The sequence below is a fragment of the Neptuniibacter sp. genome, assembly GCF_024231755.1.
GTDB lineage: Bacteria > Pseudomonadota > Gammaproteobacteria > Pseudomonadales > Balneatricaceae > Neptuniibacter.
Genome location: NZ_JAAEQH010000343.1, coordinates 14,093 through 37,116 on the forward strand (window position 1 = coordinate 14,093; position 23,024 = coordinate 37,116).

Annotated in this window: 16 protein-coding genes; 10 read left to right on the plus strand and 6 right to left on the minus strand. The window is 45.4% G+C overall.

Annotation, left to right across the window (positions count from 1 at the left end; genetic code table 11):
• Positions 1 to 30 precede the first annotated feature (30 nt).
• The 5 genes from GY843_RS19580 (at position 31) to GY843_RS19600 (ending at position 4,549) form a co-directional block, all read left to right on the plus strand.
• Entirely contained in the window at positions 31 to 1,002 is a 972-nt protein-coding gene (locus GY843_RS19580; protein ID WP_297312208.1) for a GlxA family transcriptional regulator, read from the plus strand.
• A complete protein-coding gene (locus GY843_RS19585; RefSeq protein ID WP_297312209.1) occupies positions 999 to 2,180 on the plus strand; it encodes an MFS transporter in 1,182 nt (393 codons plus the stop codon). The genes GY843_RS19580 and GY843_RS19585 overlap by 4 nt, the downstream gene beginning before the upstream one ends.
• Before the next feature lie 7 nt (positions 2,181 to 2,187).
• The gene (locus tag GY843_RS19590; RefSeq protein ID WP_297312211.1) at positions 2,188 to 2,982 is read left to right on the plus strand and encodes a class II glutamine amidotransferase; all 795 of its coding nucleotides are present in this window, start codon (positions 2,188 to 2,190) and stop codon (positions 2,980 to 2,982) included.
• Positions 2,983 to 3,244: 262 nt separating this feature from the next.
• A complete protein-coding gene (locus tag GY843_RS19595; protein ID WP_297312213.1) occupies positions 3,245 to 4,249 on the plus strand; it encodes a diguanylate cyclase in 1,005 nt (334 codons plus the stop codon).
• An 81-nt stretch (positions 4,250 to 4,330) separates the two neighbouring features.
• On the plus strand, positions 4,331 to 4,549 hold the full coding sequence (locus tag GY843_RS19600) for a hypothetical protein (RefSeq protein WP_297312215.1): 219 nt from the start codon (positions 4,331 to 4,333) through the stop codon (positions 4,547 to 4,549).
• A gap of 11 nt (positions 4,550 to 4,560) precedes the next feature.
• Here GY843_RS19600 and GY843_RS19605 read toward each other — a convergent pair whose 3' ends face one another.
• Complete coding sequence (locus tag GY843_RS19605; protein WP_297312217.1) at positions 4,561 to 4,779, minus strand: hypothetical protein; 219 nt, start codon at positions 4,777 to 4,779, stop codon at positions 4,561 to 4,563.
• Positions 4,780 to 4,951: 172 nt separating this feature from the next.
• Between GY843_RS19605 and recC the strand changes: the two genes are divergently transcribed.
• From recC to recD, 3 genes are read left to right on the plus strand one after another with little or no spacing between them, the layout of a single operon-like run.
• Positions 4,952 to 8,233 carry an exodeoxyribonuclease V subunit gamma gene (gene recC / locus GY843_RS19610; RefSeq protein WP_297312218.1) on the plus strand — a complete coding sequence of 1,094 codons (3,282 nt, stop codon included), beginning with the start codon at positions 4,952 to 4,954 and terminating at the stop codon, positions 8,231 to 8,233.
• On the plus strand, positions 8,226 to 11,750 hold the full coding sequence (gene recB, locus GY843_RS19615; protein WP_297312220.1) for an exodeoxyribonuclease V subunit beta: 3,525 nt from the start codon (positions 8,226 to 8,228) through the stop codon (positions 11,748 to 11,750). Before recC ends, recB begins: the two co-directional genes overlap by 8 nt.
• Complete coding sequence (gene recD / locus GY843_RS19620; protein ID WP_297312222.1) at positions 11,747 to 13,603, plus strand: exodeoxyribonuclease V subunit alpha; 1,857 nt, start codon at positions 11,747 to 11,749, stop codon at positions 13,601 to 13,603. The genes recB and recD overlap by 4 nt, the downstream gene beginning before the upstream one ends.
• Before the next feature lie 104 nt (positions 13,604 to 13,707).
• On the opposite strand, the gene GY843_RS19625 is transcribed toward recD, so the two are convergent.
• From GY843_RS19625 to GY843_RS19640, 4 genes are all read right to left on the minus strand, one after another.
• A complete protein-coding gene (locus tag GY843_RS19625; protein WP_297312224.1) occupies positions 13,708 to 14,052 on the minus strand; it encodes an HD domain-containing phosphohydrolase in 345 nt (114 codons plus the stop codon).
• The gene (locus tag GY843_RS19630; RefSeq protein WP_297312226.1) at positions 14,001 to 14,867 is read right to left on the minus strand and encodes an HD domain-containing protein; all 867 of its coding nucleotides are present in this window, start codon (positions 14,865 to 14,867) and stop codon (positions 14,001 to 14,003) included. The genes GY843_RS19625 and GY843_RS19630 overlap by 52 nt, the downstream gene beginning before the upstream one ends.
• A gap of 201 nt (positions 14,868 to 15,068) precedes the next feature.
• Complete coding sequence (locus tag GY843_RS19635; protein WP_297312228.1) at positions 15,069 to 15,230, minus strand: hypothetical protein; 162 nt, start codon at positions 15,228 to 15,230, stop codon at positions 15,069 to 15,071.
• A gap of 168 nt (positions 15,231 to 15,398) precedes the next feature.
• On the minus strand, positions 15,399 to 15,647 hold the full coding sequence (locus GY843_RS19640; protein WP_297312229.1) for a GrxA family glutaredoxin: 249 nt from the start codon (positions 15,645 to 15,647) through the stop codon (positions 15,399 to 15,401).
• A gap of 713 nt (positions 15,648 to 16,360) precedes the next feature.
• Between GY843_RS19640 and GY843_RS19645 the strand changes: the two genes are divergently transcribed.
• Positions 16,361 to 16,663 carry an STAS domain-containing protein gene (locus tag GY843_RS19645; RefSeq protein ID WP_297312230.1) on the plus strand — a complete coding sequence of 101 codons (303 nt, stop codon included), beginning with the start codon at positions 16,361 to 16,363 and terminating at the stop codon, positions 16,661 to 16,663.
• Positions 16,664 to 16,801: 138 nt separating this feature from the next.
• Here GY843_RS19645 and GY843_RS19650 read toward each other — a convergent pair whose 3' ends face one another.
• Complete coding sequence (locus tag GY843_RS19650; RefSeq protein WP_297312232.1) at positions 16,802 to 17,467, minus strand: SDR family oxidoreductase; 666 nt, start codon at positions 17,465 to 17,467, stop codon at positions 16,802 to 16,804.
• Positions 17,468 to 17,692: 225 nt separating this feature from the next.
• Here GY843_RS19650 and GY843_RS19655 point away from each other — a divergent pair, with 225 nt between their 5' ends.
• Entirely contained in the window at positions 17,693 to 22,807 is a 5,115-nt protein-coding gene (locus GY843_RS19655; protein ID WP_297312233.1) for a pre-peptidase C-terminal domain-containing protein, read from the plus strand.
• The last annotated feature ends 217 nt before the right edge of the window (positions 22,808 to 23,024 follow it).

Sequence of the window (23,024 nt, forward strand, 5' to 3'; positions counted from 1 at the left end):
TTCTCTGTAACTTTCAACGGAGTAAGTTTCGTGAAGACTATTGCTGTACTTTGTTATCCCGATTGCCAGATTTTGGACGTAACCGGTCCGTTGCAGGTTTTTGCTTCTGCGAATCAGGCTCTAGAAAAGGATTTCTATCAGATCAAAGTTATAGGACTTACCGCTGACCCAATTACAACCAACTCTGGAATGCGGCTGTTGCCGGATACAGTTTTTGACGAAGTACCTGAACTGGATACTCTGCTAATTGCGGGTGGGCGGGGAGTTGCATCACAGAGGGAAAACCAAGCACTTGTCGGGTGGATTAAACAGCAGGCGGGAACTGTACGTCGGATTGGTTCTGTTTGTAGTGGGGCTTTTCTATTGGCTGAGGCTGGACTATTGCAGGGTAAGCAAGTGACCACTCACTGGCGCTGTTGTGATCTTTTATCTCAGGATTATCCTGATCTGAATGTCGATTTTGATGCTATCTGGATCAAACAGGGGAGGTTGTATACCTCAGCGGGTGTAACCTCCGGTATCGATCTGGCTTTGGCATTGGTAGAAGAGGATTGTGGTCACAGCGTCGCAATGGACGTGGCGCGTGAATTGGTGGTCTTTATTAAAAGGCCAGGCGGGCAGGCGCAATACAGTACTCAGTTACAGGCTCAACAGCAGGCAACAGGTACAGTTGCCAAGGCTATCAGTTATATCGAACAGAATCTGACCAGTGAGTTAAATCTGGAGCAATTGGCGGATCACTGTTGTGTCAGTGAGCGTCATCTCTTCCGATTGTTTAAAGAGAGCATCTCTCAGTCACCGGCTGCTTATATCGAAGATTGCCGGCTTAATTTGGCACAGCAGCTGTTGGTAGAGGGTACGCTGAGTATGCAGCAAGTTGCAGATGGCTGCGGCTTTATTGTGCCTGATAATCTGCGCCGAGTGTTTATTCGGCGTTTAGGTGTTACTCCTAGTGAATATAAGGCGCGCTTTATCAGCAGCCAGCAAGGAACAGATTCATGAACCGTAATGTATTTTTGTTATCGATCTGCCAGGCATTATTGACCACCGGGAATATCCTTCTGGTGTCCGTAGTAGCTCTTATTGGACAAAGTCTGGCAAGCGATCCGGCGATGACGACTTTTCCTGTAGCAACTCAGTTTATCGGACTGATGGTAGCCACGATTCCTGCATCACTGATTATGAGCAAAATAGGTCGTAAAAACGGTTTCTATCTTGGTAACAGTGTAGGTATCACAGGGGCATTGGTGTGTATCTACGCATTGAATGAACAGATGTTTTCCCTTTTTTCACTGGGAACTTTCCTACTAGGGATCGGTATCGGTTTTGGCACACTTTACCGTTTTGCCGCTGTAGAAGTATGCGCAGAAGATCAAAAAAGCCGAGCGATCTCTTTTGTAATGGCTGGTGGTGTTATCGCAGCAGTAATAGGGCCGCAGCTGGCTATACAGAGTCAGCACCTTTTTGGCGAGGCTGAATTTACGGGGGCTTTTGTAGGTTTGCTTGGCTTATACAGTCTTGCGTTACTAATGCTGTTTTTTACCCATATCCCTCATGTAGAGAAAACAGCTGCAGAACTGACAGGGCAGAGACCCTTACTGCAGATAATAAGCCAGCCCGCATTTCTGGTTGCGGTTATTGTCGCTATGGTGAGTTATGTGGTGATGAACTTGCTGATGACGGCGACACCACTGGCGATGGCTCGTTGTGGCTATGAGTTTGCCTCGGCTGCAAATGTGATTGAGTGGCATGTATTGGGGATGTTTGTACCCTCATTTTTCACCGGAAGCCTGATCAGCCGATTTGGTATTCATCGTGTAATGTATGCAGGTGCTGTCTTTATGCTGGTTTGCATTGCAATCAATCTTGCAGGAGTCAGTGAATGGCACTTTTGGGCCGCATTGTTGTTATTAGGTGTTGGCTGGAACTTTATGTTTATCAGCGCAACCCAGTTGTTAACCGAAACCTACCGACCAGCGGAAAAGGCAAAATCACAGGCGGCCAATGAATTCCTAGTATTCAGTATGGTTACCCTGTCAGCCCTATCATCCGGGTGGTTGGAAGCAGAGTTTGGCTGGCAGGCGATGAACTGGATGATGTTACCGCTGGTGCTTTGGGCAGTATCTGTTATTTTCTTTATAGGAAAGCAGCGATCTGCTCAAACTCTGACGTCAGGTTAATTTTGCTATGAGCCATCTGCCCAGGTTGTTAACAATATGTTCTGCTGAGCCTGTTAATGTACAGCTCAGTCAGGCGATTACTGGCATTGAAGCTTTAGGTGTTAGCTCTATAGGAGAGATGAATCAGCAGAGAATAACTGCTTTCGGTCAACAGGAAGTTGGTGAACTGAGCTCATACCAGAGTGTGCAGTCTCAACGTGCTGAGTTATGGAGTATCGCTACCTATTCTGCCCCCCCTTTGGAATCTGCTGAGATTCAGCCTTACTCACGGCCCATGCGGGGAAATGTCTGCTTATTCAGCCAGCAGGGGGAATTGCCAGAGATCCATGACAATGACCGTTTCAAGATAGGTGAGCAATGGCCCGTTAGCTGCACCGATCAAGAGAGGGCCTTCTGCTTGCTGCTAGAGAGAAGTCGGAAACTCTGGGAGGAGGGGAGGCCTGATCACGAGATACGTTTGGCTTTGATAGCAGATTATGCCGGACGTTTAGACCGTTTGGGTGCGCATAATTTTATCTTCTGGGATGGAGAATTCCTATTTGCTTACAGCAGCCTTGATGAAGGCCTTCCCCCATTAGCTTATCAACATAGTAAAACTGATAAGTTTTGTTTGAATAGTGCTTTGCAGCTACAGGTCAAAGCCGCGGAAGAATGCGAAATTGTTCTGGTCGGTGATCAGTCCTCTCTTGGCGCTGATGCTGAGTTAATCACGTCAGGAAGCGTTTTCTGCTTTCGAGCTGGAAAGCTGCATGATCGCTGTGATCCGGTTAATTTCTGGTCTGATTCTGATCTGGCTCAATAAATTGATACTTGTGGACAAAAAATCACCAACTAAAGCCGAATGTTGCAAGTGCGTAAAGTGAGTTAACATTAGTCTTTATGTGGTTATATAAGTTGTTTGAGATTCTTTTTAACAAACGACTATTCAAAATTTCATTATGGTCTACATTTAATAATGAAAGCTGGGCCTTAAAGGGCTTTATTGTCTGAACTGGGACGTTCTGTCTAGCGAAAATTGTTTAACTTTTTGTTTGAATTCTTTTGTAGGTGCATTTTAAGTAGCTATGGTTGCTAAAGTTGTTTCGGTTCCAAGTGCAGTGGCTCCAGCCATGATCGATACGGTTGATCCTTCCCTATTAGTACAAGTCTTCGATCGCATTGCGCTACCAACCTTTGTGTTGGATAAAAATCACGTCATCGTTCATTGGAATAGTGCCATGGAAGCGATGAGCCGATTGGACCGCAGTGAGATGATTGGTACCAAGGATCAGTGGCGACCATTTTACGCCTCACCGCGCCCGTGCCTGGCTGACCTTATTCTGGAAGGCGGTAATGATGCCGATGTTGAACACTACTACACCAACAAATACAAACGTTCAGAATTAATTCCAGATGCCTTTGAAGCAGAAGATTTCTTCCCTGAATGCGGCGCAGAGGGCGAATGGTTGCATTTTACCGCTGCCAATATTGTTAGCCCTGAAGGAGAAGTGATAGGCGCTATCGAAACCCTGATGAATATCAGTGCTCGAAAAAAAGCAGAATTCGAGCTGATGGAGAGAGAAAGAGTATATAAAGAGCTGAGTATCACAGACAGCCTGACCGGTTTACACAACTCCCGTCATTTCTACTCACAGCTGGAGCTTGCGCTAGAAACATCTCGTCGTTATCACCATCCTTTCACTATTTGTTTCTTCGATCTAGATAACTTCAAAATCTTGAATGACACATATGGTCATCTCATGGGTGATAAGGTACTTGAGACGTTCGGCGCTCTGGTTCGTTCTTCCTTACGTACGCTGGATAGTGGTTATCGCTATGGAGGTGAAGAATTTGCCATTCTATTGCCTTCTACAGACATTGAGGGGGCAATGATTGTTGCTGAGCGTGTCCGCGAAAGCCTCGAGAACTATCAGTTTGCTATGCCTGATGGCGAAAAAATCAAATCGACAGTGAGTATTGGGGTCACTTCTTATACTTCCGGTGATGATGTGCAGGCTTTAATGCAGCGTGCTGATGTGGCCTTATATAAAGCGAAGCATCAGGGTAAAAACTGTATTATCACGATCTAAGCTTTTCTAATCCCCAACTCTATGTAATTATCTCTCCCGTTTTCCTGGGCCGCTAGGAAGGCAAGATCTTTTGGAGAGGCTATGAAGAGTTTTCTGTTTTCAACTGACAATGACCGGGGTGGAGTAATTCTCTGCGATCTGGATACACTGCCTGAAGCGGTTGAATACCTGCAACAGCGCTTTAAAGGTGTTGTTCGTGTGGAACAGGGAAGGGATTACTGGTCTGTTGAGGAAGGGTTTGGCAGTTTGCCCGCGCCTTCTGAGCCCGAATTAAATACAGAAACTTCCCAATCCGGCTAGGGCTGCTAGTCTCACGCGGCTGGTAGAATACTTTTTCTGGTGCTACCGCCTGTTGCGTTTTCAATGCCATAAATAAGCTTTAGCTCGGCATCACTTTGCTCTTTCTGAATGACTTTTGTCAGGGTTTCGGCCATCCGAGCCCCTTTGGCAAAAGGATCAAAATCTTCAAACAACACCTTAGGGTCTTCTTCGCAGTAGTGAATTACTTCAATACACTGTATCTGGAACATGGTTTCTCTATACGCCGTTAAAAATTACTGGGCGCATATTTTACAGAGCTGAATGACAAACAGATTACGGAAGTATTTCGTTACAGTTTTTCCTGAAAAAAAGTAGCGAGTTGAGTAAAGTAAGGTCTTATTCGCATATTACCGTAAGCTTCACCATTCAATCAGGGAACAGATGTTTCAGGTTTACCACTCAAATTCACTTCTGGTGCTTAAGGATCTGCTGGTTGAGTTGATCCGCAGAGATCCTCTTGATGATCCCTTTGTTTCCGAACAAATTCTGGTGCAAAGCCCGGGAATGGCTCAATGGCTGAAGCTGGAACTGGCATCCGCTTCGGGTATTGCAGCATCTGTTGATTTTCCGCTTCCTGCATCTTTTCTCTGGAGCTGCTTTTCTGAAGTGCTGGATGATGTTCCACCTCGCTCGGCTTATAACAAGGAGGCGATGAGCTGGAAGTTGATGCTGTTGCTTCCTGATATGCTGGAACAGCCGGAGTTTGAAGCATTACGGCACTATCTAAATGATGACAGTGATAACTACCGCCTTTATCAGCTCTGTAATCAGATTGCAGATATTTTTGACCAGTATCTGGTATACCGTCCTGATTGGATCGAAGACTGGGAGCAGGGTGGAAATCTGGCAGCAGGCAGACATAGCTGGCAGCCGCTGTTGTGGCGAGAACTAAAACAATACACCGAACAACTAGATCAGCCGCACTGGCATCGAGCGAATATGTTTGGTTCTTTTGTTAAAGAGCTAAAGTCGCTAAAAGTCAGAGACAAGCTTCCCAAACGATTGTTTGTATTTGGTATATCCGCGTTACCGCAGAATTTTGTCCAGGCTCTGCAGGCCATGGGAATGCAGATTGATGTACACCTGATGGTCACCAACCCCTGCCGCTACTACTGGGCGGATATCCTGGATCAGTCGCAGATCGCGCGGATCAACCGTAACTGGTTTAGTAAGCCTGATCTGAATGCTGAAGATTATGCTGAGGGTAATCCTCTACTAGCTTCAATGGGGAAGCTTGGGCGGGATTACCTCTACCAATTGCAGGATTGTGGCGCGGATGAGATCACAGCATTTGCTGATCCGGAGCGCCATTCACTGCTGAGTGCCGTTCAACAGGATATCCTTGATCTGGAAAATCCGGCCCGATTCCCGGAAGACCCTAAAAGCAGTCAGCACAAACATTCTGTTAATCCGGATGATCAGTCTTTGGCTTTACACAGTTGCCATAGCCCGTTACGTGAGGTGGAAGTCCTACATGACCAACTGTTAGCGATGTTTGAGCAGAACCCGGATCTTAAACCTCGCGATGTCATCGTAATGATGCCGGATGTGGCAACTTACGCGCCCTATGTGGAAGCGGTTTTCTCCAATGTGCCGCGCAACCGTTTTATTCCGTATTCCATTTCAGACCGCAGTAACCGACAGGAAAATCCACTCCTGTTGAGTTTTGAAAAACTGCTGCAACTAGGTGATAGCCGTTTCACCGTCTCAGATGTTTTGGAATTGCTGGAAGTCCCGGCAGTGATGCGCCGCTTTGGTTTGGATGAAGCTGGATTCCAACGCCTTCGTTTCTGGGTGGATGCGGTAAACATTCGTTGGGGCATGGATTCAGAGCAACGCAGTTTATGGCAGTTACCACTGTTTGAGCAAAATAGCTGGCGCTTTGGTCTGCGTCGTATGCTGGTGGGTTACGCTCTGGGTGAACAAGATCAGCTGTGGCAGGGGTTGGCACCCTATCCCGAGATAGAGGGGCTGGAAGCGGATCTGTTAGGTAGACTGGCAGATTTTATTGACCTATTGGCAGAGGTCAGAGAGAAACTAAACCGGGAGCATCAGCTCTCGGAGTGGGTCGAAACGCTGAACAATGTGTTGGAAGCTTTCTATCAGCCTGATGAGCAGGATGAGATTGCGCTTAACTCGATCCGCAAGACGTTGCAGAACCTACATGAACAGCTGAGTGATGCTCAGTTCACAGAACCACTCTCTTCAACAGTGATGCGTGATTACCTGATTAACGGTATGAACAGTCAGCGATCCTCGCAACGTTTTATGGTGGGAGCGGTTAACTTCTGTACCCTGATGCCGATGCGTTCCATCCCGTTTCGCGTGGTGTGTTTGTTAGGTATGAACGATGGTGCTTATCCACGAACTATCCCTCCCGTGGGTTTTGACCTGATGAGTGATTACCCTCGTCGGGGGGATCGATCTCGTCGTGATGATGACCGTTATCTGTTTCTGGAAGCGATGCTTTCAGCTCAGGAAAAACTTTATATCAGTTACGTTGGCCGTTCGGTGCGGGATAACAGCGAGAAAATTCCGTCGGTACTGGTCAGTGAACTACTGGACTATGTTGAGCAGGGTTATGCCCTGGAAGCAGATCTGGATCTGAGCCATGCCGAGAGTGGAGAAAAGCTGCTCAAGTATCTGGTCTTGCAGCATCCATTAACAGCGTTCAGCCCATCTTATTTTCAGTCTGCAGATAAACGATTGTTCAGCTATGCCAGCGAATGGTTGCCGGCCGTTATGGCAGAACAGAAAGTAGAAAAACCTTTCCTCAGTCAACCTCTGGTTGAAGAGCTGCCTGAGCAGGTTGAGCTACAAGCACTGATCAGTTTCCTGAAGAATCCTTGTCGGAGCTTCTTCAATCAACGTCTCAAAGTTCATTTCTACAATGATGAGATCGAAGCTCAGGATGAAGAGCCTTTTACTGTGGATGGGCTTTCTGGCTATCTGATTAAACAGCGTTATCTGGAGGCAGCCTTAAAAGGTCAGGATCTTGATCAACTGGACCAGATCGTTATTGCTGAAGGGGAGCTGCCCGTTGGCAAAACAGGCCAATTGCTGTTGGCGAAAATTCGTTTTGATTGTTCTGAACTGGCGGAGAAAATTCTGCCTCTAAGTGATGGCGAACCTCAACGGATAGAGATTAATCTGAAACTACATAACACCCAGCTTCAGGGCTGGTTGGATAACTGCTATTCAGATCATCTGCTGGCTTATCGTCCCGCGAATATTCAGGCGAAAGATCGTATTGCCAGCTGGGTTGAGCATCTGGCCCTGTGCGCTACCGACCAGAATTGTCGTAATACAGTGTTCAGAGGTTTGTCTGGAAAACTATTTTTCCGCAGTGTGGAACCACAGCAGGCCAGAACTTATCTGCAGCAGATCGTTGATTTCTACCGCTTGGGCATGTCGCAGCCACAGCCGTTTGATGCGGGTTGTGCTCACGAGTATTACAAACAGTTTGCGAAAGATCCTGATAAAGCTAGTCAGGCGGTTGAGAACCGTTTTTATGGAGGGGCTTTTAGTATTGGTTTATTGGATGATCCTTATTTCCGGCGCTCCTACCCGGAGTTTGCAAACTTTTATGAGTCCTTCCTGCCCTTAGCTGAACAGATTTATGCTCCACTGCTGACTTATTCCGAGGAGGGTAAGGATGACTAATGTTCACCCCCTCGATGCGCTGACCTTTCCTTTGCAGGGGCAGCAATTGATTGAAGCGAGTGCCGGAACCGGTAAAACCTACACGATCACTGCGTTGTATCTACGGCTCCTGTTAGGGCAGGGCGATATCAGTGATAAACCGCTGGGACCGGAGCAGATTCTGGTGGTGACCTTTACTGAAGCAGCTACTGAGGAACTCCGCGATCGTATCCGACGACGTATTGTTGAAGCTCGTACTGCATTTCTTGATGAAGAGGATATTAAAGATCCGCTGCTAAAAGCCCTGAAACAGAAGTGTGCTGATATAAATCAGGCTGTAAAACTGCTGGAGCAGGCTGCGCGACAGATGGATGAAGCGGCGATCTTCACCATTCACGGTTTCTGCCAGCGCATGCTGAAGCAGCACGCTTTTGAAAGTGGTTCGTTGTTTGATAATGAACTGACTCAGGATGATCTGAGCCTGATACGAAGTGCGGTTCTTGATTTTTGGCGTAGCACTATCTATCCACTCAATGGTGTATTGACCGAACTGGTACTGACTCAATGCTGGAAAGGCCCGGATCAGTTGGTGGCTGAGCTGCGTGGTCTACTCAATCATGCGGGGTTACGTCTACAGCCTGATCTTTCAGAGCTGGATCTTCAGCAAGCTTATGATCTGCGCATGGAACAGATCAATAACTTCAAACAGGCATGGTTAGCCAATGAAGATGATCTTCTCGCTCTGATCCAGAACTCGGGTGTTAATAAACGCAGTTACACTAAATCCAGCCTACCTAAATGGCTGGAACAGGTTGAACAATACGCTGTGTCTGAATTGATGGAGCCGAATAAAAGCCTGATCAAAGTCCTGCAGCGGTTCAGCCAGAGCGAACTGGATAGCAAAACAACATCCGGTGAGCCGCCTCAACATCCGCTGTTTACGCAGCTGGAACAGCTGTTGGCAAATGAGGTTCCGGTTAGGGAGATACTGCTGGCTAGGGCTTTTAGCGAAGTTAAACAGCGTTTGGATCGAGCGAAGAAACAGTATCAACTGCAGACCTTTGATGATCTGTTGACTGATCTGCATAAGGCCTTAACCGGGGACCAAGCAGGATTACTTGCCGGGGCTATCAGAGATCAGTTTCCAGTGGCGATGATCGATGAATTTCAGGATACCGATCCCCTACAGTACGGTATTTTTTCAACCCTGTATGCAGATCCGTATAACTCCGCACTGATCATGATCGGTGACCCAAAACAGGCGATCTATGCGTTCCGTGGCGCGGATATCTTTACCTATATTCAGGCGCGTCGATCAGTGAGTGATAGTTATACGCTGGACACCAACTGGCGTTCTACCGTGGATATGGTTGATGCAGTAAATCAGTTGTTCCTGTCTGCGGATTCCCCGTTCATCTACGATGAAGATATCAGCTTCCAAGCGGTAAAGGCGGCCCATAAAGGAGATAAGCTATTAACAATTCAGGAGCAGCCAGCCACTGCTCTGACCCTTTGGCTACAGCCTGATGAAGAGGTTCTGAGTAAAACGCAGTATCTGAATATCTATGCTCAGGCGACCGCAGCGGAGATTGATCGATTGCTATCGGGGACTGCCCATATTGGCGACAGAGCGGTGCAGGGTAGTGATATTGCTGTACTGGTGCGAGACCGATATGAAGCGGAAGAGATAAGACGAGCATTGGCTGTTTATGAACACCCTTGTGTCTATCTGAGTAATCAGGATTCGGTGTTTAACTCATTAGAAGCTGTTGAGCTTTCTCTGCTGCTAGCTGCGGTAGAAGAACCGCAAAATGAACGGGCAGTCAAAGCGGCATTGGCGACCGAACTGTTACAGCAAACCCTGCTTCAGTTGGATCAGCTAAGCCACGATGAACTGGCATGGGAGGCTGTGGTTACAGAGTTTAGCGACTATCGTGAAACCTGGCTGAATCGAGGGGTTTTACCGATGATCAGCCAGTTCTTGCATCAGCGTAACCTTGCTGCTGAAACTCTGGGACAGATCTCTGGGGAGCGAAGCCTGACCAATATTTTGCATCTGGCTGAGCTGCTCCAGCAGGCAAGCAGTCAGGTGGAGGGAATGAACGGCTTGATCCGCTGGTTTAACGAGCAGATCGCTAATCCTGCCTCCGGTAGTGATGATCAGATCCTGCGTTTGGAAAGTGAACGCAATCTGGTGACCATCGTAACTGTACATAAATCCAAGGGTTTGGAATATCCGATAGTATTCCTACCTTTTGCCAGCAGCTTTCGGGAGAGTAAAACTGCGTTCTATCATGATACAGAGGGTGGTGCTGTACTGGATATCTCCGCTGCAGATGAGTCGCTGGAGCAGGCGGATCAGGAACGTTTGGCGGAAGAACTGCGTCTGTTATATGTAGCGCTGACCCGCTCTGTGTATAGCTGTTATGTTGGCGTCAGTCATATAAAAATTGGCAATAACAGAAAGTCGCGCCTTGAAGACAGCGCCTTGGGTTATCTGTTGTTAAAGAATGAACAGGAGCGTTCGCTGTCGGATGCAGTACAACATCTGCAAACCTCTGCGAAGTCTATAACAGTTGTGGTGCCTCCTGATCATGGCGCGCAGAAAGACCTGTTTGCCATGGCTGATGAGCAGGTTATCGATGCTCAGGCATTGGATTTCACTGGAAGGATTGACCGTGACTGGCGGGTAAGCAGTTATTCAGCGCTGAGTAGGCATTCTGGAACTCATCTGCCTGAACTTCCTGGTCTGGATTTGGAAGTCAGCGAAGAGAATAAAAAAGCAGAAGTTGAAGTTGATCCAAATCTGCAGAATATCTTCACCTTCCCTAAGGGGGCGAATGCTGGCACGTTTTTACACTCGGTCTTCGAAGAGATCAGTTTCAGCGGCTATAACAGTGAACTTTACCAACAGCAGTTGTGTGATCAGCTTCAGTTAGCGGGTTACGAAGAGCATTGGCAGCCTGTTATTGAACAGCTAATCGATGATGTGCTGCATGCGGATCTGGATGGGCAGGGATTAAAGCTGTCTGCAGTAGAGGATAGTGACCGCTTGGTAGAGATGGAGTTTATGCTGTCTGCTGAGGGTGTGAATGTTTCGGCACTGGAAACTCTTATTCGCCAATATGACCCACTTTCTGCACAAGCCGCACCGCTCTCTTTTGAACCACTGACTGGCATGCTCAAGGGTTTTATAGACCTGCTGTTCCGTAGTGACGGACGTTATTACGTGCTCGACTACAAGTCTAACCATCTGGGTTATGAGGAAGGCTGTTACGACCGTAAAGCGGTAGAGCAGTCGATGATCGAGCATCGTTATGATCTGCAGTATCTGCTTTACACCCTGGCCGTACACAGGCTGCTGAAGCAGCGTATCCACGATTATGACTACGATAAACACTTTGGTGGAGCGTATTACCTGTTTTTGCGGGGTATGGGTAAAGAGCATCAGTCGGGTATTTTCAACTGCCGACCAGATAGGGCGTTAATTGAACAGCTGGATCTGTTGTTTACTGCGACTGAGGGACCACTCCTATGACAGTTATCGTTGTAGAACAGGGCATGTTATCTAGCCTCCGTAGTTGGTCTGAACAGGGTTGGATCAGAGCCTTGGATTATCAGTTCGCGAAACTGATCTCTCAGGTTGAAGGAGTACCTGATGAACTGGTTCTGTTGGCTGCTCTGGTCAGTAATGAACTGGCTACAGGAAATGTTTGTTTGCCTATGTCACGATTACAGAATCCCCTTGAACATTGGGAACGGGATATGGCCGATGTCATTGCCAGGGTGGAATGGGAGAAGAATATTCGTTTTTTCCTTGAAGTTCTGGGTGATGGCTGTGACGAAAATATAACTACTCCTCTGGTGCTGGATCAGGAAAGAATCTACCTTTACCGCTATTGGCGCTACGAGGTTTATGTCGCTGAACAGTTACTGCAACGTGCAAATGCCTGCAATGTGGAGCATAAGCTACTGGAAAATGGGCTATCTAACCTTTTCCCGACTAACACAGATGCTGAACTAGACTGGCAAAAGATAGCTGCTGCCGTTGCAGTTCAGAAACGTTTTTCAGTAATTAGTGGTGGTCCGGGCACTGGCAAAACCACCACTGTCATTAAACTGTTAGCGCTCTACATACAGCAGATGCAGGCCTTAGGCATAGAACCCAATATCAAACTGGCTGCACCTACAGGTAAAGCTGCGGCGCGATTATCCGAGTCGATCAGTGCGGCGAAGCTAAGATTGGATCTGAGCGAAGAGATAGCGGAACAGATTCCAACTGAGGCCAGTACCCTGCATCGTCTGTTAGGTGTAATTCCCAATAGTATTCAGTTCCGGCATGACCAAACTAACCCATTGCATCTAGATCTGCTGGTGTTAGATGAAGCATCAATGGTTGATCTTCCGATGATGTCGCGCTTGCTGGATGCTATGCCTGAAACCGCTCGCCTAATTCTGTTAGGGGATAGGGATCAACTGGCATCGGTGGAAGCGGGCAGCGTACTGGGTGATATCTGTAGCTGGCCCGGTGAACTTGGTTATTCAGACAAACAAAGCGAGCAGCTACAGAATCTTTGCCAAATCTCTAGGGCCTTGCCTGCCAATCAGTTGGAAAGTAAGTTTGCGGATAGCCTTGCTCTGCTAAGAAAAAGCTATCGCTTTGATGAGAACAGCGGTATTGGTTTTCTCGCCAGAGCAGTTAACAGTGGTAATAGCCAAAGTGTGGCTCAGGTGCTGGAGTATGGGTATCAGGATCTGACCTATCTACCTTTAAGTCGCGACTCGTATGAAACCCTGATCAAAGATATCACCGTATTCTATGTGGAACTGTTCAGACAAGTGATGTCTGGTGGGGCTCCTCTGAATATGCTGAAAAAGTTATCTGAGTTTCAAACTCTCTGTGCCTTGCGCGAGGGGCCTTATGGCGTATCGGGTATCAATGACAGAATCAGGTCGGAACTCAGCGCCCGAGCTCTTATAAAAACAGATACAGCCTGGTATCCAGGCCGCCCGATTATGATCAGCCGTAACGACACTTCTTTATCGTTGTTTAATGGTGATATAGGCCTTGCTCTGTACGATGAAGACGGTCGTCTCAAAGTATGGTTCGAGCAGGATGGTGGTGTACGAGCGGTATTGCCAAGTCGATTGCCTGATCACGATACCGTCTTTGCTATGACAGTGCATAAAAGTCAGGGCTCAGAATTTGAACATGTCATGATGCTTCTGCCACCGGATGATAACCCGGTGCTAAGTCGAGAGTTGCTCTATACGGGGATCACAAGGGCTAAGAATTCGTTGCAGTTATGCGCACAAGGCAAGGTGCTAAAACTGGCGACAGAGAGAAAAACTGAGCGGGCTGGTGGTTTAGCGTTGAGATTATGGCAGTGAGTTTTTTGTGATTTACTGGAGTGTGATTAACTTCATCAGTTTTACAGTGTAAGGGATGGGCTTTTTAGAGCTAATAAGCTGCTAATTAAGAGCACGATTTTTTGCTATGACCAATCTATAGGCTCATCCTTAAACTGCTGCTGAACCTCTTCAACTGATAAACGGTGCTTTTCTAGAGCAGAAACAAAGCGTTTATCAAGTTTCCACGTAGTAAGCTTTCTCAACTCAGTAAAAGCATCATCATTACTCCAAGCAGGTTTATAGGGTCTAACAGAAGTCAGTGCGTCAAAAACATCTGCAACTGCGACAATTCTTGCTTCTACAGGAATTTCGTTGCCTTTTAGGCCGTCCGGGTAACCACTCCCATCAATATTTTCATGGTGATAACGTGCAATATTTATAAGCTGAGGTACGTAGTGATTATTGTGGAGTCTGAAGTTATCCAACATTTTAGAAATGATCTCCCCCCCTTGTCAGCGTGTAGCTTCATAACGTTAAACTCTTCATCTGTGAGGGGAGCATTCTTTAAGAGTATACTGTCAGGAACTGTAATCTTTCCGACGTCATGTAATGGAGCGTACCAAAATAAACGTTCTACATGCTCATCATCAAAGCCCTCTGCTTCAACTATTTCTGCCGCAATAATACGAACGAAACGAGCCATTCTTTCAAGATGAGCCCCTGTTTCTGGATCACGGTGACTTGTAAATTCTGTTGCTGTTTTTAGTGCCCCGTGAAGAGTCTTGATTTCATTGACCTTGCCGCCAACTAGCATCGAAATTAGGCGAGCTATCATATCTAGATAGGAAAGGCCTTCATTCTTAAAGGCGTTTTTCATCCGGGAATTGAAAAAAACAAAACCGAGGAATTCCCCATCCTGATATAGAGGAACTGTGTAACTCGATAAAAAGCCATGTTCCTGAATCTGTTTTGAATGTTTACTCTGACTCTTTTGGAATACTCTTAAGTCATTGACGATACGAGGTTGGCCTTGCTCAACAACGGCCTTAAGAGATGAAGCTTCTGATAATCTTGCTTGATATAAGGGAAGAGGGTTTCCGCTGTCTGTGCTATGTGCAAAGGTTTTCAAGAGATCACACTCAGCATCATATATTGCTACAGCTACCCGATCCACAAAACCATAATGTTCTCTAGCAATGTTATGAAGAAAATCAATTTTCTCGGAGATATCTGCCTTTTCATTAAGTGTGCATAGCAGATCCTCATGCGTAAACATATCTAAACGATCCGTATTTATTTCCATTGATTTCCGTCTCCATTAATACTTGAGTGAAATACTATTACCTCATACTAGTTCCTTGGGTAAGGGAAAACCCTAATGCATTGGTTTATGTGTAAGATGATGAAAAGTCTAAGATGTCTGGCTGGTTAGCGGAATTAATGGGTGACATAAAAAAATAAACCCAGCTTATAGCTGGGTTTAGTGTGATAGAGCTTTGAAAATCTAGCGTCGGTTACGGTAGCGTTTACGTTGTTCCTCTTCCGTCTCTACGCGGATAGGTTTAACGCGGCTGCTGTTGTTCTCACTCATCTGTGAACCCATCTTGAAGATGGCAAACACCAGTGCCACTGTTGCAAGGGTGAGAAGTGTCGCGAATGTTGTCATAACGTACTCCTAAGCTGGGAAGGGTTCCAGCTACTGCTTGAAGGCAGTATAGCTCACCTTCATGGGTTAACCTTACGGATTAGTCGCGCTTAAATCCAGTAACAGCTACCGAAACTTTGATCTGTAACACAGTTATGGGGGCAGAACTTAGGATTTAAACCCTGACCCTTAAGCGTTGACTTCTTCCTGTGCCAGAAATGCTTCAAGTTCAGTAAAACCGCCAATGTGCTCCTGACCACAGAAGATCTGAGGTACAGTTTCAACGGGTTTGCCCACCGTTTGTTCCAGATCTGCTTTGCTGATTCCCTGTTCGTGGATATCGATATAACGGAAATCCAGCTCTTTCATTTCACACAGCTCTTTTGCTCGGCGGCAAAACCCACATCCTTCGCGACCAAAAATCGTTATACGTTTCATATCGGCTCCTGACTGTAAACCTTAACTTGAGGCGTTTGCCTTTGGATGGAATCTATTGAATCAGTTTAGGGTTGTATCTTGCCAATTAGATCTGTTAATTCGTGTTATTGGTTTTTTTAATCGAACTATTTTGGAGTGAATTCACGCTGTTGTGAATAGCATTTTGCACTGCAGTAATGTGCTGTGAAAGCGGTGTTTTATGGGGTAGCAGCCTTTGTCCCCAATGTCTGTGGATAACTCTGTAAACAAGTGATGGGTAAGGGTATTTAACCCTTATAAATTGGCTGCTTTATACGAATTGGTTAAAAAATATACAGTTATTTATTTGTTTGATAATTAAGGATTTTTTCTTGATTTATTAAGGTATTTGAATGAGTTTTTAAGAAAATGATCTTTTCTTATTTTCGTAATGGTTCTTTAACTTATGTCAATGTTTTTGAGTATTAAAAGGCTAAAAAAACAGGCTTTATTTACTTGTAGGTTTTAGATCTTTAACAAGCGGATGGAGGTGAGGACTGCAGCCGAGTGCACTCGGGAAGGTATCAAGGTTGTTTAGGTACTGCTCAGCAATATCGGGTAAGGATCTACTATCCACCATGCTGAACATCTCTGCTTCATACTCTAGGACTAAATTTAGAGTAAGGGTATTCCCTAGCTTATGGGTTATCAGTTATATTAAATGAACGTTCAATATGGTTATTTGTGGAGGCGTTATGGTTCAGTCGCAGTATGACACTTCTACTAATACTCAGAACATCGCTCTTGCCGAGCGTTTTGATTTCTCTATCCAGAAAGAATTCAGGGATGCATACAGGCATACGGAAAAGCCACATGTAGAATTTAAGGTCGATCTCCCTGATACAAGATATATCGATAGTGCGGCATTGGGTATGCTTCTGGTATTAGACGATCACGCCCAGCAGTTGGGTGGCAAAGTTATTCTATGTAAACCATCTGATGATGCTTTGAAAATTCTTCAGTTCGCCAACTTTGATCATATCTTTGATATTCGGTAGACCTGTTTCTTAGATGTGTCCTGGCCGTTCCCGATTACTGTTTTTATAAACGCTAAAAAGTAAGGCTTGCGCGTAATCTGCTTAGCCTATGACTGGTTAGCAGTAATAGGCTAGGTTGTTGTCTTCGCATGAGCGCTTTTACCAGGGCAACGGCTCTCCATTGGCGTGCCAGAAACTGCCATTGTTCTCCAGGTTTAACTCTTCTATGCGTTGAGTCAGCCCTACTACTGCTTGGTCTGGTGTGACATCACCGTTGAAGCCGATCATACGTGTAGATACCAGGCCCGGATGGAGTTGAGCAACCATAATTCCGCTGCTTTTCAGATCCATTGCCAGGGACTTACCAAATGCATTCAATGCTGCTTTGGAGGCCCGATAACCATAGTATCCGCCGGAACCGTTATCTTCCATCGAACCCATACGGCTGGTGATATTGATCACTTTACTACCAGATACAAGATTGTTGAGTAGCGTATGGGTTACCCGCAGTGGTGCGAGAGCATTTACTTCAAACTGTTGAATAACTGTATCGAAGTCCATCTGGTCCAGTGTTTCTGAAAGGAAGATGCCCGCATTGTTAATGAGAATGTCTATCTGCTGGCTGCCAACCTGGTCTTTCAAATGTTTGATAGATGCTTCCGAACTGACGTCAATATTATCTATTACTGTACAGGGTAAGCTGTCTAATTCGTCTGATGAGTGACGACATACAGCGGTAACCTGATCACCCGAAGCGCAGAAATGCTTTACAAATGAAAGGCCGATACCGCGATTAGCCCCGGTAACAATAATATGTCTTGTCATAACAGTTCCTTAAGTATCGATTTTAAGAGTTGGCTGGACAGCTGATTATTTGGTCTTGATTATGAAACTCAATCATCGGTTGTTGGTCAATAGGTTAGAAATTCTATTTTCCCCATAATTGATTAAATTCTTCTTCGATTCAGTTCCTTTGGAGTGAAATGTACTCTGGTTTTGCGGACAGTTATTGATCATAATTTTGGGACATATGAACTGGTGGATATGTTAATGGGCAAGCATTTTTCTATTTTTGAATCTTATGGAAAAAAATTAAGTACATCCTGGTGGGATCAGAGAGATGGCTTGCCTTCCTATAAATACTCTGGAAACGAGAAAAGCTTATTATCTATAGCACTTTCCAATGCTAATAATGATAGTAATGGGCGTTCTTATTTATTAGCTGACCCAGTTCTACCAGCGATGCACGATAGGCTGGAAACACCACAATTTAATACATCTCCCTTAGTACTGCTTGATCTGTTAGAAGATGCCACGTCTGAATTTGTGATTCAGTCTGCTTATATCGCGTATTACGGTCGACCTGCTGATCCAGGAGGCTTAGCAGCTTGGTCTGCGTACCTGGAGCAATCGGGTGGGGATTTGGCCGATATCATTGACGAATTTGGTACTTCTGCTGAGTTTCTTGCTCGCTATGGCAGTTTTTCAAATCGAGAGTTGGTAAATGAAATTTATCGACAGTGTTTTGGCCGGGATGCTGAAGAAGCAGGGCTGGATGGTTATACGGCGCTGCTGGATTCAGGGGAGAGAACTCTACAGAGTATCGCGCTAGATATCTTGTTAGGTGCGCGTAATCAGGATGCTGAAACTGTTTTACAGAAAATTGCTTTCTCTGAGTTATTTACAGAAGAAGTGAGCCTAGGGAATATTTCTTACTCAGGTGTTCGGCATGCTAATGAAGCAAAAGATATCTTGCTGGGTATTGAGGCGGCAACTGACAGTTCCGGGTTTGAACAGCTTATCCAAGATTACAGTAGCAATATTGATGAGCAGGATTACCTTAATGGCTCAGCGTTTGCTGATATTGGCGATGAGATTGATGATGCGGGTGTTGTCGACTTAGACGAAAATGCCGAAGCGACTGTTAAGGGATTTGCAGAGAATACTGATGTATTCCAGATTACAGCATCCGCAAGTGGAGTATCTGATTTTGAACTGACGGGGTTGTCGGCCACAGTAAATCTGTATCTCTACTCCGAAAATGAGCTACTACTCGCGAGTGCTGAATCTAATGATAATAGTGATAGGCTGATCAGCTATGATCTGGAAAAAGGCCAGAGCTATTATGTGTTTGTCTCTCCTGAATTAGGCGCTGAATCACAATATCAATTAGATTTTTCCCTTGCTCTGGAAACGGGGGGAGATGATCAGTTAAATGGCATTGATATACCTGAAGCAGGCAACTCACAGGCATTGGCAACGACTGTCGATTTTGATGTGTTTGGTCAGGCTTCAGTTTCGGGGTACAACGGTTATTTATCGGATACCGCGGATTACTTTGGATTTACCGCTCTGGCCACAGGCGAATCCCACTTCAACCTTGAACAATTATCCGCAGACTTAAATCTGGCTCTCTATGCAGAGGATGGTTCTCAGTTGGTGCTCTCATCTAATGGGGGGAGTGCTGACGAATCCATTAGCTATGAATTAGTCCAAGGTGATACCTACTTCATAGGCGTGGCAGCCGAAGGTAACGCTGCTTCTTCCTACCATTTGGGTTTTGATATGGAGGTCAATTATGGGGGGAATGATGAGATCAATGGCATTGACATCGATGATGCCGGTGATACCTTGCTTACCTCATCCGAGATTGAACTGGACACTTATGGTGATGGCACTGTTTCTGGCTCTGTAGGGTTTATTGATGACAGTGATGATTTTTTCCAGTTGAAGGCTCCAGCATCTGGCAATGCTAGCTTCATACTCAGCCAATTGGCAGGGAATCTCGATCTCAAGTTATACAACTTTTCTGGGGAGCTTATTGCAAGTTCAACAAACGGTTCATCTACCGAGGAACAAATTAATTTCTCCGTTATTGAGGACAGCATTTATTTCTTGAATGTAGAACCTCAAGGTAATGCCGAGTCTGAATATGAGTTATCTCTGGATTTACCGATTAATCTGGGGGGAAATGATCTTATTGGTAGTTTGGATATTGGTGATGCCGGTGACGATATCACAATGGCTGAGCTGGTTACCTTAGATGAAAACGGTGATGCTCTCATTTCCGGTTTTACGGGGTTCGTTACAGATGAAAGTGATTATTTCAGCTTTGTGGCACCTGCATCCGGCCTTTCGACTCTTAGCCTGACTGGGTTGGAACAGGATCTTAATCTGACCCTATTTGACAGTAGTGGGGCACAACTGAGCTCTTCTGAGCAAGCAGGGGCTGGGGATGAAACTATAAATTACAGCCTGGTCACCGGTCAGCTCTACTATGCCTCGGTTACAACAGTTGATTCTGCAGAATCTGCTTATTCATTCTCTATGAACCTTGTTGTAAATGAGGGCGGCAACGATGTTGTGGATAGTGTCGATATTGGCGATGCACCCGATCAAAGAAACAGTGCTATCTCAGTCGATCTGGATATCTATGGTGATGCCACAATAGCGGGTTCTGTAGGATTTATCTCTGATACGGATGATTACTATAAATTTATTGCACCTACATCTGGCCTGGCGACTTTCAATCTCTCGGGTTTGAATCAGGATATTAACCTAAGCCTTTTTGATGCTACTGGAAATTTACTTGATACGTCAGATCAGACTGGCAGTAATAGCGAAGTTATTCAGTACTCCTTAGTTGGGGATCGTACTTATTATCTTGGAGCCTCTGCTAATGGTACTGCAGAGTCCGAATATCAGCTTGGCCTTGATCTATTAGTTGAAACGGGGGGTAACGATCTGGTTTCGGACACTGATATTGGTGATGCCAGTGATAGCATCCTGTCGGCTGACTTGGTGAGCCTGGATGTATTTGGAGATACATCAATTACCGGCTACAACGGCTTCTTAAACGATAACGATGATTTCTACCAATTTATAGCTCCGGCAACTGGGGCGGCCAGTTTTCGTTTGACTGAATTAAATGAGAACCTGAATCTCCAGTTGTTCAGCAGTAGTGGTAATCTCTTAAGCAGTGCTAGTAATACTGGAAACAGTAATGAAACGATCAATTATGCGTTGACCAAGGATAGTGGTTATTACCTGAGGGTTGTTGCTTCTGGTTCGGATCAATCTGCTTATACGTTGGATCTGGACTTGTTTGTGAACAGCGGCGCTAATGATTTTCTCAATGGCATAGATATAGGCGATGCGGGTGATAGTCTAGGCGTTGCCACAGCAGTGGATCTGGATCAATTAGGTGATGCGGTTGTCGTTGGCTCTACTGGATTCATTACCGATAGTGAAGATTATTACACTTTTACAGCCCCCGCTTCTGGAAGTGCTAGTCTGGTACTCACTGGACTGGAGGATAATTTGAATCTGAGCTTATACGATAGCTCAGGAGCGCTATTACGTACTTCCACTAATATTGTTTCGGCTAGCAAAGGTTTCTTTTACAGCTTAATCGATGGCGTTACCTACTATCTGGCTGTTACACCGGATGCCAATTCAGAATCAGCTTATACCCTGACTATGGACTTAGCTGTCAATCAGGGTGGGGATGATGTTGTATCTGGCAGTAACATAGGGGATGCAGGAGATAGTCAGGCATTAGCTCATAGTGTTTCTTTAGATGATGATGGGGATGCAAGCATCAGCGGTTATGCAGGTTTTATTGCTGATAGCGTCGATTACTATCAATTTTCTGCTGGGGCTGATGGTAGTGCGGTATTTAGTTTATCCGGGTTATCAGAGAATCTGGATCTTAAACTATTCAATAGCTCCGGGGACTTGTTGGATACATCCACCAATACGGGTAATGCTAATGAAAGCATTAGCTATGCTGTAACTGAAGGGCAAAACTATTACGTCTCCATTGAAGCGTTGTCAGATGCAGAATCAAGCTATGAGCTGAATATAAACCTTCCCGAAGCTGTTCAGATTGATCTGCAGCAGTTTAGCCGGGTTGAGGATGGAGTTGACTTGAGTTCTTTGCCCGCCTTGGGAGATGAGGATATTAGAGCTTTGGAGTCCGACAACTCTTGGAACAGTTCATTTCTAACCTACAGTTTTAATAGCGCCTACCAATTTTATTATTCAACATACGATATACCCTCTGGTAACTGGACTGCTCTTTCTGCCAGCGCTAAAGCTGTGGCCCGTGAAGCGGCCGATGCTATCGAAAATTTTACCAACCTGACCCTTACAGAGGTATCGGCGGGTGGCGGAGATATTAACTATAACGCTGTCAATACTGGTAATAATGACGGCTATTCTTATTTCCCATCGACCTTACCTATAGGTGGTGAAATATTCCTCAATTATCAGGACCAGGGCGCTGGAAAATATGGTGAAGGAAGTAATGAGCGTTTGACGCTTATTCATGAATTGGGTCATGCACTGGGATTAGAACATCCTTTCGAAGGGCCGCACTTGCTAACCACGAGTAAGGATAATTATGACTACACTGTGATGTCTTATACGGAATCGCGTAACCTTTTGGTGGACATTACCTATGGTAACAACCAAGCGAATGCATCATATACATGGGATGCGATGCCGAGTTCTTATCAGTTGCTTGATATAGCCGCCATGCAAGCAATATATGGAGCTAATCTTGGTACAGCAACAGGAGATGATAGTTATTCAGTTAGTTTCGCGGATAAAAATTACCTCACTATTTGGGATGCTGGTGGAGAAGATTCTATTAATGTTGCTTCTACCACGGGTGATAGTGATGTGGATTTACGTCCTGGCTCGTTTTCTTCGATAGATGTTAAGACCATTCAAGAGCAGATCAATGAAGATGCTAACTGGTTATTCACTCAGAGTAATTATGATTTTGGTAGTTGGGTGAACGAAGTTTACACGCAGGAGCAAGAGAATATTTACACAGGTGAAAATAATCTCGCCATTGCTATTAGCGTTTGGATTGAGAATGTTTATACCGGATCAGGTAATGATGTCGTTTATGACAACGCAGTAGATAATATTATCAATACGGGTGCAGGGGACGATTTGATCCGGCTATATGAAGGTGGTTATGACACTGTGAACGGAGGAACCGGTAGCGATATTCTTGAACTAGGAGCGAATCAATCGAGTGTCACCATACAAGATCATGGGGGTAGTTATACCTTCATAGGAGCAGATTTTGCGGTTGATGTCGTAGGTGTGGAAACGGTTAACTTCCTCGATGGAACATTGCTACTGAGCTAGGGAACCTGCGAACAAGTTTAGTTTGATCACTGCAAGCCCTAAGATATGTAACTTAGAGTTAATGATCTTAACTTCTACTCAGCGCCTTGGGCGCTTTAGTCAAAAGTGCGTAACTTATGTCGCTGAGTATGAAGTGTCCTATTTAGAGTCAAAGAGCTTTATAGGTTTAGAGCTCTTTGACTCTCATTATTCTGTTTAAGCAAAATCAATCCAAGTA